Raw genomic sequence first — 16,020 nt, 5'->3', positions numbered from 1 at the left:
CGGCTGGCTGCCTTCGTCGAAACCAAGACCGTCTGGCATCCGCTGGGGGTCTGAACCCGGCGTGACCGGTGCGGCGGCAACCGGCTAAGTTGCCTGTCATGCCCTCCTTCGCCGATCCGATCGTCGCCGTGTCGCTGTCCGCCAACGGGCGCACCGGCCTGACCCTGTTCGCCCCGCCGTGGGAGGACGCCGACGGCGAGGAATGGCAGGGCTTCCTCGGCGACGGGTCCAAGATCGTGCTGCTGGGCACCCCCGACGAGCTCAACACCTGGCTCGGTGACCACCCCGACCACGACCTGGCCGACCACCCGGCCTGGAAGGCGTTCGTGAACCGGGGCAAGCGGGCGTTGTCGCCGGCTCCCGAGGCGCACTACGACTTCGACCGGGTCTACGAGCTGGCCGCCGCCGAACCCCACGCCGAGACGGTGTCGGAGCTGGCCGACACCGTCGACATCGCGATCCGGATCGCCGACTGCTGCGAGGACGGCATGCTGCGCTCGCTGCTCACCGGCACCCGCGAGTACGCGCTGCTGGTCGAGGACGAGACCAGCTACTCCGGCAGGGAGGGCACCGCGGAGTGGACCCGGCTCGGTGACGTGATCGCCCAGAGTTGGGAGCGCGCGCTGGTCCGGATCGAGTCCTGGCTGCGCTGGGAGGGTTCCAGCGTCACCCCGGTGACCGCCGTCGAGGAGGACGCCGCTTCTGATGCCGCCGCGGACGACGCCGATGACGAGACCCGCTGAGCACACCGCGGCCGAAGCGCAGCGGCTACTGGCCGGCGGCGCCCTGACGGCGCTGGAACTCACCGACTTCTACCTCGACCGGATCGACCGGCTGAACCCGCGGCTGAACGCGGTGCTCGCGGTGGATGCCGAGGGCGCCCGCTCAGCCGCCGCGGCAAGCGACGCCCGGCGCCGCGACGGCGCGCCGGTGGGTCCGCTGGACGGGGTGCCGATCCTGATCAAGGACAACATCGAGGCTGCCGGGCTGCCCGGCACGGCGGGGTCGCGGGCGCTGCTGGACTCCCCGCCGGCCGCCGACGCGCCGCTGGTGACGCGGCTGCGCGGCAACGGCCTGGTGGTGCTCGGCTCCACCAACCTCTCCGAATGGGCCAACTTCCGCTCGACCGCCTCCACCAGTGGCTGGAGCGCGGTCGGCGGCCAGACCCGCAACCCGTTCGACCCCGACCGCAACACCTCCGGCTCGTCCTCGGGTTCGGCGGCGGCCATCGCGGCGGGCCTCGCCCCGCTGGCCGTCGGAACCGAGACCGACGGCTCGATCGTCTCGCCGGCCGGCGTGTGCGGCGTGGTCGGGTTCAAGCCCACCCTCGGCCGGGTGCCAGGCGCTGGCATCGTCCCGATCAGCTCGCGGCAGGACACCGCCGGGCCGATGACCCGGACGGTGGCCGATGCCGCCGCGCTGTTCGCGGTGCTGTCGGACGGCTCACCGGCCGCCGGCCCGGCAGAGCGGCGGGGACTGGCCGGTCGCCGGCTGGCGCTCTGGCGCCCGGACGGGATGACCGAGGAGATCACGGCCGTCTTCGAGGCGGTGGCCGAGTCGCTCCGCGACGCCGGCTGCGTGCTCAGCGACACCCGGGCGGCGATGTCCAGCCCGTTCGAGGACGCCGAGTTCCAGGCGCTGCTGGCCGAGTTCTCGGTGGAGTTGCCGGCCTACCTGCGCGGGCGCCCGGGCTCGCATCCGCGCGACTGGCCCGGGCTGCTCACCTTCAACCGGGCCGACGAGGTCGAGCTGTCCCGGTTCTCCGACGAGATCTTCCAGCTCTGCTCGGAACTGGAAGGCGGCATCGAGTCCGAGGCCTACCGGGAGTACCGGCGGACGGCTGACGCCTCCTGCGCCCAGGCCCTGGCCGACGTGCTGGCGGACTGCGACTTCGCCCTGGCGCCGACCAACTCCCCCGCCTGGCCGATCAGCTACGGACAAGCGCCGGAGCACGGCCTGCTGACCTCGTCGCTGTGCGCGGTGACCGGCTCGCCGTCGATCAGCCTGCCGGCCGGCACGGCGGACGGCCTGCCGCTCGGGATCAGCGTGCTCGGCCGGCGAGGCAGCGACGAGCAGCTGCTGACCCTCGCGGCCGAGGTGCAGGCGGTGCTGCCCGGGCTGAGCTACCCCTTCGACGAGCAGTAGGGCGCAGCCGTCGCTCAGCCACAGCTGAGCGAACGGCAGCCGGTGCGGCGTGGCTGCGGTTCGCTCAGGCGTGGCTGCCGAGGTCCCCTCAGGCGTGCTCGCGCACCAATTTCGGCGCCTGGGGGTGGGCCCGCGCCTCGAACAACCTGGCCAGCGCCAGTGCCAGGTCCAGGCTCAGTTCCATGAAGCCGGCTGCCGCGGTCCTCTGGATGATGGCGTGCAGGTTGTCCCGTTCCTGCTCCAGCCACCGGTCGCCGCTGTAGCTGGCCAGCGGCTCGTGCGGGTCGGGCAGCTCGGCGGCGGTGCAGTAGACCAGCGGCAGCGGCCGTCCGGTCAGGCTCAGGTAGGCATCGCAGACCAGGGCCAGCCACGCCGAGCCCACCCTGCCGACGCTGGAGGCATCCTGGACGGGCCGCCGGTAACACCGCTCACTGGCGAAGGCCCGGTTGAGGCCGGTCAGCCGGTACCTGACCACCCCGCTCTGGCTGCGCTCCGTTCGCAGCAGGCGCGCGTCAACCAATTCCTCCAGCGGCCGCAGCCCGTCAGCGGGTGGCTCCGGCAACGCGACCTCGGCCACCCACGGCGGGAAATCACAGTCGTCGAACCGGCTCAGCTCCTCCAGCAGTTCCAGCGACCGCGGGTCCAGGCCGTCGGTGGCCGACTCCAGCGCCAGCCGCACCGAGGTGTCGCCCGAGGTCAACTCATCCAGGCCCGCTTCGTCGGCGAGCCTGGCTCGCAGGTCGGCCAGCAGCCAGTGCCGCTTCACCAGCAACCGGGCACCGAGGATCTTCACGGCCAGTGGCAGGCAGTCCACGGCCTCGACCAGCTCCTGCGCGACCTCCGGCTCGGCAGCGAGGCGTTCCGAACCGATGATCTTGGCCAGCAGGGCCGTCGCCTCGTTCGGCCGCAACTCATTCACCGTGAAGATCGATGCACCGAGCAGCGAGCCCATGGCGACGCGGCTGGTCACGATGACCGAGCACATCGGCGAGCCCGGCAACAGCTGCCGGACCGTCTCCTCCGAGCCGGCATCGTCGAGAAGAACCATCGCTGGGCGTTCGGCGAGCATGCTGCGGTACAGCTGCGCTCTGGCAGCGAGGCTGTCGGGCACGGACTGCGCCGGCACGCCGAGCGCCGTCAGGAAGCGGCCGAGCACCGCCGGCGGGCTCTCCGGCTCGGCCGAGGAGCCCCGCAGGTCGGCGTACAGCTGGGTGGGCACCTCGGGCCGACCGGCGTAGGAGTGCGCCAGGTGCAGTGCGACAGCGCTCTTGCCGACGCCTGCCTTGCCGGTGAGGACGACGACCGGTAACGCGTAGCGGACCGGCCGCCCCGTCTCCAGTGAGCTGGGTGGGTTGGGGTTCACCGGCTCGTGCAGCCGCAGGGCACGCGCGATGCCCCGCAGCAGGTCACCGCGGCCGGTGAAGTCGGCGATGTCGGCCGGCAGTTGTCGAGTTCCGCCCTCGACGGCTTCGGCCTGCGGGGCCGCCACCGACAGCAGCGTCAGGTCATTGGCCAGGATGGCGCTCTCGATGTCTCGCAGCGCCTCGCCCGGTTCGATCCCCAGTTGCTCGATCAGCAGCAGCCGGCCGCTTCGGTACAACTCCAGCGCTTCGGCCTGCCGGCCGGACTGGTACAGCGCACGCATCAATTGCCCGCGGGGCTGCTCGCGCAGCGGGTTCTCCCCGAGGTGCTGGCCGAGATTGGCGATCACCTCCCGGTGCTTGCCCTGAGCCAGTCTAATCTCGAACAGGTCCTCCACCGCGCCCAGCCGGGTCTCCTTCAGCCGGGCCGCGAACAGGTCCCCCCACCGCTCGGCCACTCCGCTCAGCGGCAGTCCTTGCCAGAACGCGAGCGCCTGCTCCAAGTGCCTGCCGGCGGTGTCCAGATCACGGCTGGCCGCGGCTGCCCGGCCGGCGGTGACCAGTCGCTCGAATTCCCATGCATCCAGCTGCGATGGGTCGAGCCGGAGCAGGTAGCCCGCCTCCCGGGTGGCGATCAGTTCCGCCGGGGTGATCGCGGCCAACTGGCGGCGCAGCGCGGAGATACAGATCTGGATCTGGCTGCGAGCGGTTGCGGGCGGGTTGTCCTCCCAGACGGCGTCTATCAGGTAGTCCAGCGGGACGATGTGGTTGCCGTTGACCAGCAGCACGGCGAGGATGGTCCGCTGCCGGGCCGCACGCACCGGTATCCGCGAGGAACCGTGCACGATCTCTATGTCGCCGAGTACCCGGAACGACAGGTCGGCGTGGTCCTGCGCCCCTGGCCGGGTCACGCCTGTCGCTGATCCCGGCGAAATATCCACAAATTTAAACTACCTGACAAAACTGTCACAGTGTCTACAGGGGCACGTGACGTGGGCGACTAGCGAGCGCCCCCGGGACGGGTCACGTCGAGCCGACCCGCGGCGACCTCCGTCGCGGGATCGGCGCCAGGGCTGCGCTGCGCACCGGAGCATCGGGGCTGTCCGCAACGCCGAGCTCGCGCAGCGCGTCGACCAGCGCGTCCAGCACCGGGTGGTCATAGACGATCCCGGACGGCACCTGCTGGCCGTACCGGGCGCGCAGCATGCCCAGCAGCCTGGTGGCGGCCAGCGAGTGGCCCCCCAGGGAGAAGAAGTCGTCGGTCCCGGCCGCCGGGCTCACGCCGAGGACCTCCGCCCACAGCCCGGCTACCGCGCCCGGCAGGCCGGCCGGCCGTGCATCCGCCTCCTGGCCCGCAGCGGGCACCACCTCGGGCAGCGCATCCCGGTCGACCTTTCCATTGACGGTCACCGGTAGCCGGCTCAACTCCACGAAGAGAGAGGGCACCATGTGCGCCGGCAGCCGCTGGGTCAGCTCCCGGCGCAGCGCGCTGTGCTCCAACGGGCTTCGCTCGGCCACCACGTAGGCCACCAGCCGCTTGCCGGCACCGGAGGGGTCATCACGCGCGACCACCACGGTGTCGCGCACGGCGCCGGACTTGCGGACCGAGAGCTCCACCTCATCGAGTTCGACCCGGAAGCTGCGGATCTTGACCTGCCGGTCCAGCCGGCCGAGAAACCGCACGACGCCGTCGGGACCGCGCACGCAGCGGTCCCCGGTGCGGTACATCCGGGCACCGGCCCGCGACGTGAACGGGTCCGGCACGAACCGCCGCGCGGTGGTGACGGGGGAGTTCAGGTAGCCGCGCGCAAGGCCGAGGCCTCCGACGTAGAGCTCGCCGTCGGCTCCGTCGGCGACCTGGTCGAGCCGGTCGTCCAGCACGTAGAGCGGGACCTGCCGCAGTGACGAGCCGATCGGGATGTTGGCGTCGCGGACGTCCTGCGCGGTGATCGGATGCCCCGTCACCACCACGGTGGTCTCGGTGGGGCCGTAGAAGTTCCACAGCTGCCGGTCCAGCCAGGTCCCGGCAACCGGAGGCGGGCAGACGTCGCCGGCGACGATCACCATGCGCAGCCGCGGCAGGTGCGCCGGGTCCCCCACGCTGGGCAGGGCAGCCGGCGGGATCAGCCCGACCGTGATGCCGTGGGTCCGCAGGTAACCGGCCAGGTCCCGATCGGCCTCACCCACGCTTTCGGGGGTGAACAGCGCACCGCCGGAGGTGAAGGCCATCAGCATCTCGAAGATGGAGGCATCGAAGGAGGGCGAGGCCAGTTGCAGGATGCGGTCCTCGGCCACCAGGCCCATCAGTTCCGACTGCGCCTCGGCGACGATCCGGACTCCGGCGTGGGTCACCTGCACAGCCTTGGGAACTCCGGTGGAGCCCGAGGTGTAGATGATCCAGGCGAGATCCTCGGCCAGCTGGCCGCGGCGATCCACCACCTCGTCCTCGTCCGGGCCGGCATCCTCATCGGCCGGGTCGGGTGCCCATTCCCAGCTCTGGACTCCGGTCCGGCGTGCGACGGGCAGCTGCCCGGGAGCCGCGATCAACAGCATCGGCCGGGCGTCGGACATGATGTAATCCAGGCGCTCGGGCGGCAGGTCCGGGCTGAGCGGCAGGAAGGCGCCGCCGGCCAGGTGCACCGCCAGTGACGCGACCATGGCCGTCGCGCCGCGGTCCATCACCAGGCCGACGACCCGCTCCCGGCCGACCCCGGCGGCGACCAGCCGGGCGGCCAGCCGGTGGGCGGCACGGGCGGCCTGCCGGTAGGTCAGCTCCAGCTCGCCGCAGTGCATCGCGAGCCGGTCCGGGTACCGCGCGGCGGCCTCCAGGAAGTAGTCCTCCAGCCGCCCCTTGGAGGTGGCAGGCGGTAGGTGCGACATCAACAGGTTTCCCCTCAGAAGGTCCTAGCCCCCGGGTGCCACCGGTACCGCGCCCGTCGGCGCGCGCGGGGCCGGGCGGAGGCTTCGGACGGGTGTCATCCAGCTGTCGGACGACTGTGCGCCAGCCGCTTATCACGCTGGCATCGCGGGGTCGCTCCCCGCGCGGTCCCTGGACAGGCAGAGGATAGCGGCGCGATTGCGAACGAATATGCCGTCCCAGCAACGTCGAACCTGCTGGCTGCAGAGAGTTTGCCGAGCCGTCGGCGAAGTCCGCAGTGCAACGGCCCGAGCGGCCCGGCCCCGAGTAGGCAGGTTCCAGACGATGCGATTGGCGAAGACCAGAGACAGCGCCATCAGAGACAGCGGCACCAGAGACAGCGCCCAGGGCGACCCGGTGACCCAGGCTCGGGCCTCGGCCGGCCGGGCCGAGCTCGGCTAGCGGGCCGATGTCCACAGCGCGCCTGGCCGGGGACGTCCGGGAACTGTATTCCGCACGTGTCGACGGTTCCCGCCTGATCCGCACCATCGAGTCCCTGAGCCTGATCGGCGCCGACCCCGCCGGCGGCATCAGCCGGCTCGGACTCACCAGCGCCGAAGGGGCCGGCCGGGAGCTGGTGGCCGGCATCGCCCGGTCCTACGGCCTCCAGACCGAGACCGACGCCGCGGCGAACCTCATCATCAGGCGGTCTCGTCCCGACCCCGGCCGGCCGGTGTTGCTCCTCGGCTCGCACCTGGACACAGTGGTCCAGGGCGGTGCCCTGGACGGCGCCTACGGCCTGCTGGCAGCCCTGGAGGTGCTGCGGGCGGTGTCCAGCTGCGACCTGGACTCGACCTACGAGCCGGTGGTGATCGGCTTCTCCAACGAGGAGGGCGCCTGGATACCGTGCCCGTTCTGGGGTTCGAAAGCCGTGACCGGTCAGCTGGTCGAGCCGGAGCTGCTCAAGGTCAGGGACGGCCGCTCGATCAGGCAGGCCCTGCACGAGGCCGGCGGCAATTTCGACCGGCTCGGCACCGCGCAGTGGCCGGCCGGTTCCATCGGCTGCTACCTGGAACTGCACATCGAACAGGGCTCGACGCTGGAGACGGCCGGCGTGCCGCTGGGGATCGTCAGTGCCGTGACCGGTCGCACGGTGGTCGCCATCACGGTCGACGGCGAGCAGAATCACGCCGGCACCACCCCGATGCCAGCCCGGCGTGACGCGCTCGCCGCAGCCGCCCGGATCGTCCTGGCACTCGAGGGGATGGCCCGCGACGAGCGGCGATGCGCCGTGGCGACCGTCGGGATCCTGGAAGTGGACTCCGGATCCACCAACGTGATACCCGGCCGGGTGCGGCTGACCGCCGAGTTCCGCGATCCCGTGCAGCGCAACCTGGACCGCGCCGAACTCCGGATGGTCGAGCAGTTGGCCGCCATCGCTGACAGCTGTGGGGTCGAGGTTGCCCATCAGGTCACCATGCGGCGGCCACCGAGCAGCTGCGACCCCGCGCTGCTGGACCGGATCGCGACCGCGGCGCACCGGCTGGCCGCGCCGACGCTCACCATGCACAGCGGCGCCGGCCACGACAGCCAGATCATCGCCGACCAGGCGCCGATCGGCATGATCTTCGTGCCGAGCCGCGGGGGGATGAGCCACTGCCCACAAGAGCACACCCCGGCCGACCAGCTGGTCCTGGGAGCGGACCTGCTGCTCCAGTCGGTGCTGGCGACCCTGGCGGACCCGATCGGCCCGGCCGCCGCGGGCTGTGAGCCGTTGTCGTGAGCGGTGTGCTCGGGCCCAACGAATACGGCCTTCGCCGGCGGATCGTGCAGCCGGTGCCGGGCTCGGCTGATGACAGCCACGAGCTGGTGGTGACCGTGCGGCTCAAGGGCGACATGCGCCCGGCGTACCTGCACGGCGAACAGCACGAGCACCTTGACCAGCAGGCGTTACAGGACCTGATCAGCTCGGTCGCCGCCGCCTGCGGGCCGGCGACGATCGAGGAACTCGGGGTCAGCCTCGCCCGGCAACTGGTGCACCAGCCGAGCGTGCACGAGGTGACGGTCCAGATCGAGGAGGGAACCCCCGAGCACGGGAACTCCCGGGGCCGCAGGTTCGTCGAGGTGGTCGACCTCGGCTGGCGGGCCACGGTGGAGGCCGGAATCCTGGGCCTGAACCCGGCGGCGCTGTCGGGGCGGGCGGCGCCGCAAGGCCAGTCGCCGTCGCAGTGGTTCACCGCGCACTGGCGCTACGGGCGCACCGACGTCGACTGGGAGCAGGTGTACCAGTCGGTCGCCGCGGCGCTGGTCCGGCAGCTGGCCGGCACCGCCCCGGCCACCGACTACCAGGTGATCTTCGAGGCGGCCAGCGCCGTGCTGGACCGGCACACCTGCATCTCCCAGGTCTCGCTCTCCTTCGCGGTGAGCCCGGGCCCGGCGCCGGCGCTGGTGCGCCACGCCGAGCCGGCTGACCGCCCCGTCCCAGCGGGCCCGGTCGATGTCGACAGCGACTTCGCCACCGCCGCGGTGTTTCGCCAATGACCGCGCACCCCGCAACCGATCACCATGCCAGCGGCCAGCTGACGACCCCGAGGAGAGCCTCATGACCGGCATACCCACCGAGTACCGCCGGGTCGGCGGCCGCTCGCGTGTCGACCTCGCGGACGAACTCCGCGAGCCGCGGCTCGCCGGGCTGACGACGGTCCCGGTCGGCCGGGGCGGCACGGTGCTGAACTACCAGGTGCGTCAGGAGGACGCCCGCCGGGTGCTGTCCATCGCCAGTTCCCTGGCCCGGCGTTACCCCTGGGTGCACGACCCGGAGTTCCTGGCCGAGGCCGCCGTTGCCGCCCAGGAGCTGCCCGCGGAGATTCGCCGCGTCTGCAACCTCGCCCGGCTGCAGGACCGCACGCACGCCACCGTGCTGTCGGGCGCGCTGGCCGACCAGCACCTGATGGCCGAGACGCCGCTGCACTGGCGGGAGGCCGACCTGGACCCGAACGCCGCCACCGGCTACGTCGCCGGCTACGTCCTGGTCCTCTACGCCAGCCTGTTCGGCGACCCGATCGGCTGGCTGACCCAGCAGGAGGGCCGGATCGTCACCGACGTGCTGCCGATTCCCGGGCTGGAGACCAGCCAGGTCAGCTCCAGCAGCGAGAAGGAGCTGGGCTGGCACACCGAGGACGCCTTCTCGACTTCGCGCGCTGACTACGTCGGGCTGATGTGCCTGCGCAGCCGCGGGCACACCGCCACGACGCTGTCCTACGTCCAGCTGGACGAGCTGCCCCCCGACGTGGTCGACGTCCTGTTCCAGGAGCGGTTCGTGATCCATCCCGACACCTCGCACGAGCCGGTCGGGACCGCGCAGCCATCGCAGGGGGCGGCCGCGGGCATCACCTCGCTGCCCTCGGATCCGCCGCCGGTCGCGCTGCTGTCCGGTCACCGCAACGCACCGGTGCTGCGGATCGACCGGGACTTCACCCAGGCGGCGGACGGCGACGCCGAGGCGGCCGACGCCCTGCGGGCCGTGGTGAGCCATCTCGACCGCAATCTCTACGACCTGGTTCTCGACCAGGGCTGCGTCGGCTTCATCGACAACCGCAACGTGGTGCACGGCCGTCGGCCGTTCCGGGCCTACTACGACGGCAAGGACCGCTGGCTCAAGCGCGTCAACGTCGTGACCGACCTGCGCCGTACCCGGCCGGGCCGGGCCGTCTCGGGAACCCGGGTGATCGGATGAGCCTGAAGACGATCAAGGCATCGGCCCTGGAGGACTGGCTTCGGCACCGGTACTTCGACGCCAAGATCGACATCTCCGGGTCCGGCGTCCAGGACTACTCGCTGGCGGAGTTGGTGTCGCTGACCTCGTTGACCTTCGAGGACCTCGGCGCGCTGGTGTTCCATGACAGCCCGACGCTGGGCGCCGAGCCGTTGCGCGCCGCGATCTCCGACCGGTTCGACCCGCGCCGGCTGGCCGAGCCGATGGTGACCCACGGTTCCACCGAGGCGATCTTCCTGGCGCTGGTGGCACTGCTGAGCCCGGGCGAGGAGGTGGTGGTGCTCAGCCCGGTCTACCCCTCGCTGTCGGCGGTGGTGGAGGCCATCGGCGCGAAGATCACGGTGTGGCCGCTGGACCCCGCCGCCGATTTCGCGCCGGACCTGGATCTGCTGGCCTCGTTGCTGCATCCCGGGGTACGAGCGGTGATCGTGAACTTCCCGCATAACCCCACCGGCGCGAGCCTGGACGACGCCCAGCTCGATCGGCTGGTCGAACTCGTCGACGGGGTCGGGGCGACCCTGATCTGGGACGCGGCCTTCGCCGAACTGACCTACGGTACGAGCTGCCGCCAGCCCGAGCCCGGCAGCGACCCCCGGATCGTGGTGACCGGGTCGCTGTCCAAGGCTTACGGGCTGCCCGGCATCCGGATCGGGTGGTGCCTGGCGCCACCGGACCTGCTGGCCGACATGGTGCGCATCCGCGACTACGTCACCCTGGCGGCCTCGCCGCTGAACGAGATGATCGCGACCGCGGTGCTGCGAGCCGCTGACCGGGTGGTCGGGCCCCGGTTGGCCAAGGCCCGCGAGAACCGGGAACTGCTGCGCCGCTGGGCCGCCGACCAGCCGGAGCTGGTGTCGCTACCGGTGCCACACGGCGGGGTCTCGGCCTTCCCCCGGTTCACCGGCGTTGCCGACACCACCGACGCGTGCATCCGGCTCGCCGACGAGCAGCGGGTACTGGTCGTCCCGGGCGCCTGCTTCGGGCACCCGGACCGGGTCCGGATCGGTTTCGGCAACGATTCGGACGCGCTGGCCGCGGGCCTGGCCGCCACCGCGCAGCTGATGTCCTCGATCGCCCAGAACGACCACACCACCGGGACGAGTTCATGCTGATCAATTCCGGGCCGCCGCAGGCCGACCAGGCACCTTCACCCGCCGAGCTGGAGCAGTCGACCCGCGCGGCGTGGGCCCGCTACAACGACACGGCCACCCGGTATCCCTTCGAGGGCGGCCTGGTGCGCTGGCTGGACGAGGCGATCGCGGCCCATCCCGACCGGCCTGCCGTCGAGGCGGCCGGCGACCGGCTCACCTTCGCCGAACTGGACCGGCGCGCCCGGGCAGTGACCGGCTTCCTGCGCGCCCGGGGCGTGGCCGGCGACAGCATCGTCGCGATCGCGGCGGACCGCTCGGTGCACGGCTACGTGGCGATCCTCGGGGTGCTGCGGGCCGGCTGCGGCTACCTGCCGCTGGATCCGGCCGATCCTGCCGACCGGCAGCGGTTCGTCCTTCAGGATGCCGGCGCCGTCGCGCTGTTGTCGGCCGCGGAGCACTGCGCCGGCTTGCAGTGGCTGCCGCCGGAGCTGGACGTGCGGGGGGTGCTCGGCGGCTCCGGGCCCGAGGACCTCGGCTGGTTCCGGTGCGACGATCCCGCGACCGCCCCTGCGACCGCCACTGGCCTGGCCTCGCCCGCCGAGCCGGAGCCTTACCGCGCCGAGCGGATCCGCTACATCATCTACACCTCGGGAACGACCGGACGTCCGAAGGGGGTTCGGACCAGCGAGGGCAGCCTGCTCAACTTCGTGCACTGGTACCAGCAGCGACACGGCGTGCAGAGCCGGGACCGGCTCTGCCAAACGGCGCCCCTGACCTTCGACCCGTCCGTGCAGCAGATCTTTCCGGCGTGGGTGTCCGGCGCCTGCCTGCTGCCGGTGCCCGAACACGAGCTGCACGACCCGTTCGCGTTGCTGGCCTGGCTCCGGCGGGAACGGATCAGCCACCTGGACGTGGTCACGGCCCACTGGCAGCACCTTCGCGAGGCGGCCGAGCAGTCGCAGGAGCTCCGCCAGCTGCCCGACCTGCGCTGGATCATCATCGGTGGCGAGACCCTGCACTACCCGCAGAGCCACCACTGGTACCAGATCGTCTCCTCGCCCGCGCTGCTGAACAACATCTACGGCCCGACCGAGGCCACCATCAACGCCACCGAGTACGTCGTGGAGGCCGAGATCAGCTCCGGGCAGATCCCGATCGGAGCGCCGCTGCCGAACTACCGGCTCTACGTCGTCGACGACCAGGGCCGGCTCTGCGCACCGGGCCAGGTCGGGCAGCTGCTGATCGCCGGCGACGGCCTGGCCTCGGGATACCAGTCGGCCGAGGCCACCGCGGCCGCGTTCGGCACCCTGGACCTCGGCGACGGCCAGGTCGAGCGCATCTACCGCAGCGGTGACCTGGCCAAGCTCATCGAGCACCCCAGCCATGGCTGGACCCTGGAGTTCCGGGGCCGGACCGACACCCAGGTCAAGATCCGCGGTTTCCGCATCGAACTCGGCGAGATCGAGGCCGCCGCCGAGTCCTGCCCCGGAGTCCGGGCCGCGGCGGTCCTGCTGCGCCGGGAACCGGCCGACCAGCTGATCTGCTGCTACCAGGCCGGCGCCGAGTTGCAGCCGGCCACGGTGCGCGCGCACCTGGCCCGCCGGCTGGCCGGCTCGCAGCTGCCCAACATGTTCCTCCGGCTGGAGCAGTTCCCGCTCACCCGCAACGGCAAGCTGGACAGCGCCGAGCTCGCGGGGATCGCTAACCGGATGCTTGCCGAGCGGGTGGGCCAGGGCCAGCAGCCGGCCGGCGAGCTCGAGGCGAGGATCGCCGAGGTCTGGTGCGCCGTGCTGGGCATCGGCTCGGTCGGCCGGGACGAGGACTTCTTCCAGATCGGCGGCGACTCGCTGTTGACGCTGACGTTGCTGCGCCGGCTGCGGGAGCGGGGTGTCGACCTGCTCGCGGCCGACATCTTCGAGCGGCCCACCGTGGCGGCGCTGGCTGCCCGGAGCCAGCAGGCGGCCTGATCGCGCCGGCACCGCTCGCGCCGGCACCGCTCAGGCCGGCACCGCTCAGGCCGGCACCAGCTCCTGGACCAGGTCGAGCACGCTGTGATGTGCGAGCAGCGAGCCACCCGGCACCGCCACCTCGCGGGCCCGGACCCGGTCCGGACGGTCCAGCAGCGCCGGCAGCCGGCCCCGCTCGGCATCGTCGCTGGTGACCACCGCCACCGGGAACCAGTTGTCGACCGGCTGGCTGTCCATCGCGGCGCCGAGGTAGCGCAGCCAGCCGCAGTACCGGCTGACCAGCTGGCCCACCAGTTGCTCGGCGTCGCGGTCACCGCCATAGGCCGTGACCAGGGTTGCGCTGCTGCCAGCCAGCGCCGCGCAGTATTCGGCCGCGGCGCCGGCTCCGTCGAGGTCGGTGGCGCCGATCCTGGCCAGAGCCGGCTCGGGATCCGCACTGAGCTGCCGGGAGAGGTTCGCGAAGTCGGTGCGCAGGTCGTGCATCCAGACCCGGGCCGGATCGAACAGCGCCACCCGCGGCTCGTCCGGGCCCGCAGCGCCGAGGGCCGCCACGTGCAGCCCGAGGGTGGCCGCAGTGCAGTGCGCCAGGATCAGGCGGGGTGGCCGGGGCAGGCTGTCGAACACCGCCCGAGCCTGCGCCTGGATCGACAGGAGGTCAGCGGTCTGCGCGACGACCGGGTCGACGCGGGTCAGCCGGTGGGATGGCAGGCCCGTCAGCGCCGCGTCGAAGTGCGCATCCGGAGGAAGCCCGGCGAACTCCAGCACCAGCACGTCCGGCGCGGCCGCGGCGGTCATGGGCGCAACAGCTCGCGGTAGCGGCGGGCGAGTTCGGCGATGGTGGCCTCGGTGTGCAACGCCGGGCGGTAGGTCCAGGCCAGCTGCAACTGGCTGCCGACCTGTGCGGCAACCAGTGAGATCAGCTGGTCGGGCTGGTCGGGCTGGCCGTAGTTGGTGTAGCGCTCTTCCAGCAGCAGCCGGCTGGCCTCGGCCGGGCGGTCCTCGTACCGGCCGAGGTAGTTGAAGGACACCGGCGGCTCGGCCCGCTCGGCGAGCTGGGCCCGGATCGCCGGGTCGGGGTTGAGGTACTTCAGCAAGCCGAATCCGAGCCCGTTGTCCGGAACCGCCGCGACCTGCCGTAGCAGCGCCACCCGGACGGCCGCGTCACTGGCCCGGCTGCCGCCGTAGCCGGCGGGTAGCGAGAAGGAGACCGGATAGCGCGCCGCGAGCCAGCCGACCGTTCGGGAGCTGTCCTGCTCGATCAGGTCGTGATGCCGGCCGTGACCGCTGACCTCGATGGTGATCCCGTCCGAGCCGCACCACTGGGCCATCAGCTGAGCCAGCGTCACCAGCATCAGGTCGCCGATCCCGCGGTGGGCACCGGGCTCGTGCCGGGTCCCCAGCGCGGCGGTCCGGTCGGCATCCAGGACGTCGGTGAAGGTGGCCCGGGGCAGCTCGGCCAACGACGCGACCGGTGCCTCCGTGTCCAGCGGCAAGCTCGCGCTCACCGTGGCCCGGGCCCACAACGGCAACTCGCCGCGAACCTGCGGGGAGTCGGCCAGCACGGCCAGTTGGCGGGCCCAGGCGCTGAACGGGACGTCGACCGGCGGCAGCGACAGCGGCCGGCCCTGCCGCAGCTGCTCCAGGCCGGTCCGCAGGTCCTCCAGCAGCACCTGCCAGGACAGTCCGTCGGTCGCGAGGTGATGGATGGACAGCACCAGCGCGCGGGAGCCGCTGTCCTCCTCGCGCAGCAGCGCCGCCCGCAGCAGCGGGCCGTTCTCGATGTCAATCTCACGGCCGAGGCGCTCGACGACCTCAAGGATCTGAGCCGGCTCGGCAGCGGTGTCGAAGACCACGTCCGGCGCCAGCACCGCCGCGGCTGCCTCCGCCGTGATCCGTTGCGACCAGCGGCCGTCGCCGTCGAGTCGCTGGCGGATCCGCAGCGCCTCGTGGTGCTGCTGCAGTGCTGTCAGCACCTGCGCGAGCAGATCGGCGCTGACCCAGCCCGGCAGGCTCAGGTACTCACTCGCGATGTGACCGCGTGCCAGGCCAGCCGGGTGCTCGGTCAGCCAGCGCTGGGACGGCGTGAGCGGCACCTCCCCGACGGCCCCGGCCTCGGGACTGCCGGGAGGCCGGGCCGCCTCGTCCGGCGCGGCTGCGCTCATGGTGGCCGCGATCCGCTCCAGCGTCTGGTGCCGGTACACCTGCCGTGGGCTGAGCCGCAGGCCGCGAGCCTTCGCCCGGTTGGCCAGCTGGATCACCAGGATCGAATCGCCGCCGACATCGAAGAAGTTGTCGCCGGCACCGACCCGCGAGGTGCCGAGCAGCTCTGCCCAGATCTCGGCGAGCGCGCTGGCCAGCGGGCCTTGCGGGGCGACGAAGTCCTCATCGGCCGTCAGGCTCTCGGCGGGCGGTGTGAGCAGCCGCCGGTCGACTTTGCCACCGCTGCTCAACGGGATCGCCTCGGTGACCGTGATGGTCGCGGGCACCAGGTAGTCCGGCAGGCTGCGTCGCAGGAAGGCCTTGATCTCGCCGGCCTGCGGCGCGGCACCGGCATGCGGCACCACGTAGGCGAACAGCCGCGGTTCCCGGCCGGCCGCGGTGTAGGTGGCCGCGACCGCCTCGCAGATGTCGGCATGCTGCAGCAGGCAGGTCTCGATCTCGCCCAGCTCGATCCGGAAGCCCCGGATCTTGACCTGGTGGTCCTGGCGCCCCAGGAAGTCGAGATTGCCGTCACCGCGGAATCTGGCCAGGTCACCGGTGCGGTAGAACCGGGCACCCGGCTGGTTGCTGAACGGGTCGGGCAGGAACTTCGACGCGGTGAGCC

At 72.0% G+C, this 16,020-nt stretch carries 11 protein-coding genes; 7 read left to right on the top strand and 4 right to left on the bottom strand.

Translation table 11 applies throughout. The features are described from left to right. Positions 1-98 precede the first annotated feature (98 nt). Entirely contained in the window at positions 99-743 is a 645-nt protein-coding gene (locus VF542_RS12950; protein WP_408652121.1) for a hypothetical protein, read from the top strand. Then, the gene (locus tag VF542_RS12945) at positions 727-2,145 is read left to right on the top strand and encodes an amidase family protein (protein WP_408652120.1); all 1,419 of its coding nucleotides are present in this window, start codon (positions 727-729) and stop codon (positions 2,143-2,145) included. Before VF542_RS12950 ends, VF542_RS12945 begins: the two co-directional genes overlap by 17 nt. Before the next feature lie 88 nt (positions 2,146-2,233). On the opposite strand, the gene VF542_RS12940 is transcribed toward VF542_RS12945, so the two are convergent. Next, a complete protein-coding gene (locus tag VF542_RS12940; protein ID WP_408652119.1) occupies positions 2,234-4,417 on the bottom strand; it encodes an AfsR/SARP family transcriptional regulator in 2,184 nt (727 codons plus the stop codon). Positions 4,418-4,529: 112 nt separating this feature from the next. Then, positions 4,530-6,386: a non-ribosomal peptide synthetase gene (locus tag VF542_RS12935; protein WP_408652118.1), complete on the bottom strand. Its 1,857-nt coding sequence runs from the start codon at positions 6,384-6,386 to the stop codon at positions 4,530-4,532. Positions 6,387-6,832: 446 nt separating this feature from the next. Here VF542_RS12935 and VF542_RS12930 point away from each other — a divergent pair, with 446 nt between their 5' ends. The 5 genes from VF542_RS12930 (at position 6,833) to VF542_RS12910 (ending at position 13,196) form a co-directional block, all read left to right on the top strand. Further along, positions 6,833-8,146: a Zn-dependent hydrolase gene (locus VF542_RS12930; RefSeq protein WP_408652117.1), complete on the top strand. Its 1,314-nt coding sequence runs from the start codon at positions 6,833-6,835 to the stop codon at positions 8,144-8,146. Continuing rightward, complete coding sequence (locus VF542_RS12925; protein WP_408652116.1) at positions 8,143-8,904, top strand: hypothetical protein; 762 nt, start codon at positions 8,143-8,145, stop codon at positions 8,902-8,904. The genes VF542_RS12930 and VF542_RS12925 overlap by 4 nt, the downstream gene beginning before the upstream one ends. Positions 8,905-8,965: 61 nt before the next feature. Then, complete coding sequence (gntD, locus tag VF542_RS12920) at positions 8,966-10,099, top strand: guanitoxin biosynthesis L-enduracididine beta-hydroxylase GntD (RefSeq protein ID WP_408652115.1); 1,134 nt, start codon at positions 8,966-8,968, stop codon at positions 10,097-10,099. Continuing rightward, positions 10,096-11,250, top strand: a complete 1,155-nt coding sequence (gene vioD / locus VF542_RS12915) for a capreomycidine synthase (RefSeq protein ID WP_408652114.1) — start codon at positions 10,096-10,098, stop codon at positions 11,248-11,250. The genes gntD and vioD overlap by 4 nt, the downstream gene beginning before the upstream one ends. Continuing rightward, the gene (locus VF542_RS12910; RefSeq protein ID WP_408652113.1) at positions 11,244-13,196 is read left to right on the top strand and encodes a non-ribosomal peptide synthetase; all 1,953 of its coding nucleotides are present in this window, start codon (positions 11,244-11,246) and stop codon (positions 13,194-13,196) included. The genes vioD and VF542_RS12910 overlap by 7 nt, the downstream gene beginning before the upstream one ends. A gap of 45 nt (positions 13,197-13,241) precedes the next feature. Here VF542_RS12910 and VF542_RS12905 read toward each other — a convergent pair whose 3' ends face one another. Then, positions 13,242-13,991, bottom strand: a complete 750-nt coding sequence (locus tag VF542_RS12905) for a hypothetical protein (protein WP_408652112.1) — start codon at positions 13,989-13,991, stop codon at positions 13,242-13,244. Next, positions 13,988-16,020, bottom strand: a 2,033-nt coding sequence (locus tag VF542_RS12900) for a condensation domain-containing protein (RefSeq protein ID WP_408652111.1), incomplete at its 5' end; no start/stop codon positions are given. The genes VF542_RS12900 and VF542_RS12905, both read right to left, overlap by 4 nt.

It is taken from the genome of Jatrophihabitans sp., from assembly GCF_036389215.1.
Lineage (GTDB): Bacteria > Actinomycetota > Actinomycetes > Mycobacteriales > Jatrophihabitantaceae > Jatrophihabitans_A.
This window is presented reverse-complemented; position numbering and strand designations above follow the sequence as displayed.

Bases quoted from the DNA above. Each gene is read 5' to 3' on its own strand.
- VF542_RS12950 (WP_408652121.1), top strand. From the start codon at position 99: ATGCCCTCCTTCGCCGATCCGATCGTCGCCGTGTCGCTGTCCGCCAAC.
- VF542_RS12945 (WP_408652120.1), top strand. From the start codon at position 727: ATGACGAGACCCGCTGAGCACACCGCGGCCGAAGCGCAGCGGCTACTG.
- VF542_RS12935 (WP_408652118.1), bottom strand. From the start codon at position 6,386: ATGTCGCACCTACCGCCTGCCACCTCCAAGGGGCGGCTGGAGGACTAC.
- VF542_RS12930 (WP_408652117.1), top strand. From the start codon at position 6,833: ATGTCCACAGCGCGCCTGGCCGGGGACGTCCGGGAACTGTATTCCGCA.
- gntD (WP_408652115.1), top strand. From the start codon at position 8,966: ATGACCGGCATACCCACCGAGTACCGCCGGGTCGGCGGCCGCTCGCGT.
- vioD (WP_408652114.1), top strand. From the start codon at position 10,096: ATGAGCCTGAAGACGATCAAGGCATCGGCCCTGGAGGACTGGCTTCGG.
- VF542_RS12910 (WP_408652113.1), top strand. From the start codon at position 11,244: ATGCTGATCAATTCCGGGCCGCCGCAGGCCGACCAGGCACCTTCACCC.
- VF542_RS12905 (WP_408652112.1), bottom strand. From the start codon at position 13,991: ATGACCGCCGCGGCCGCGCCGGACGTGCTGGTGCTGGAGTTCGCCGGG.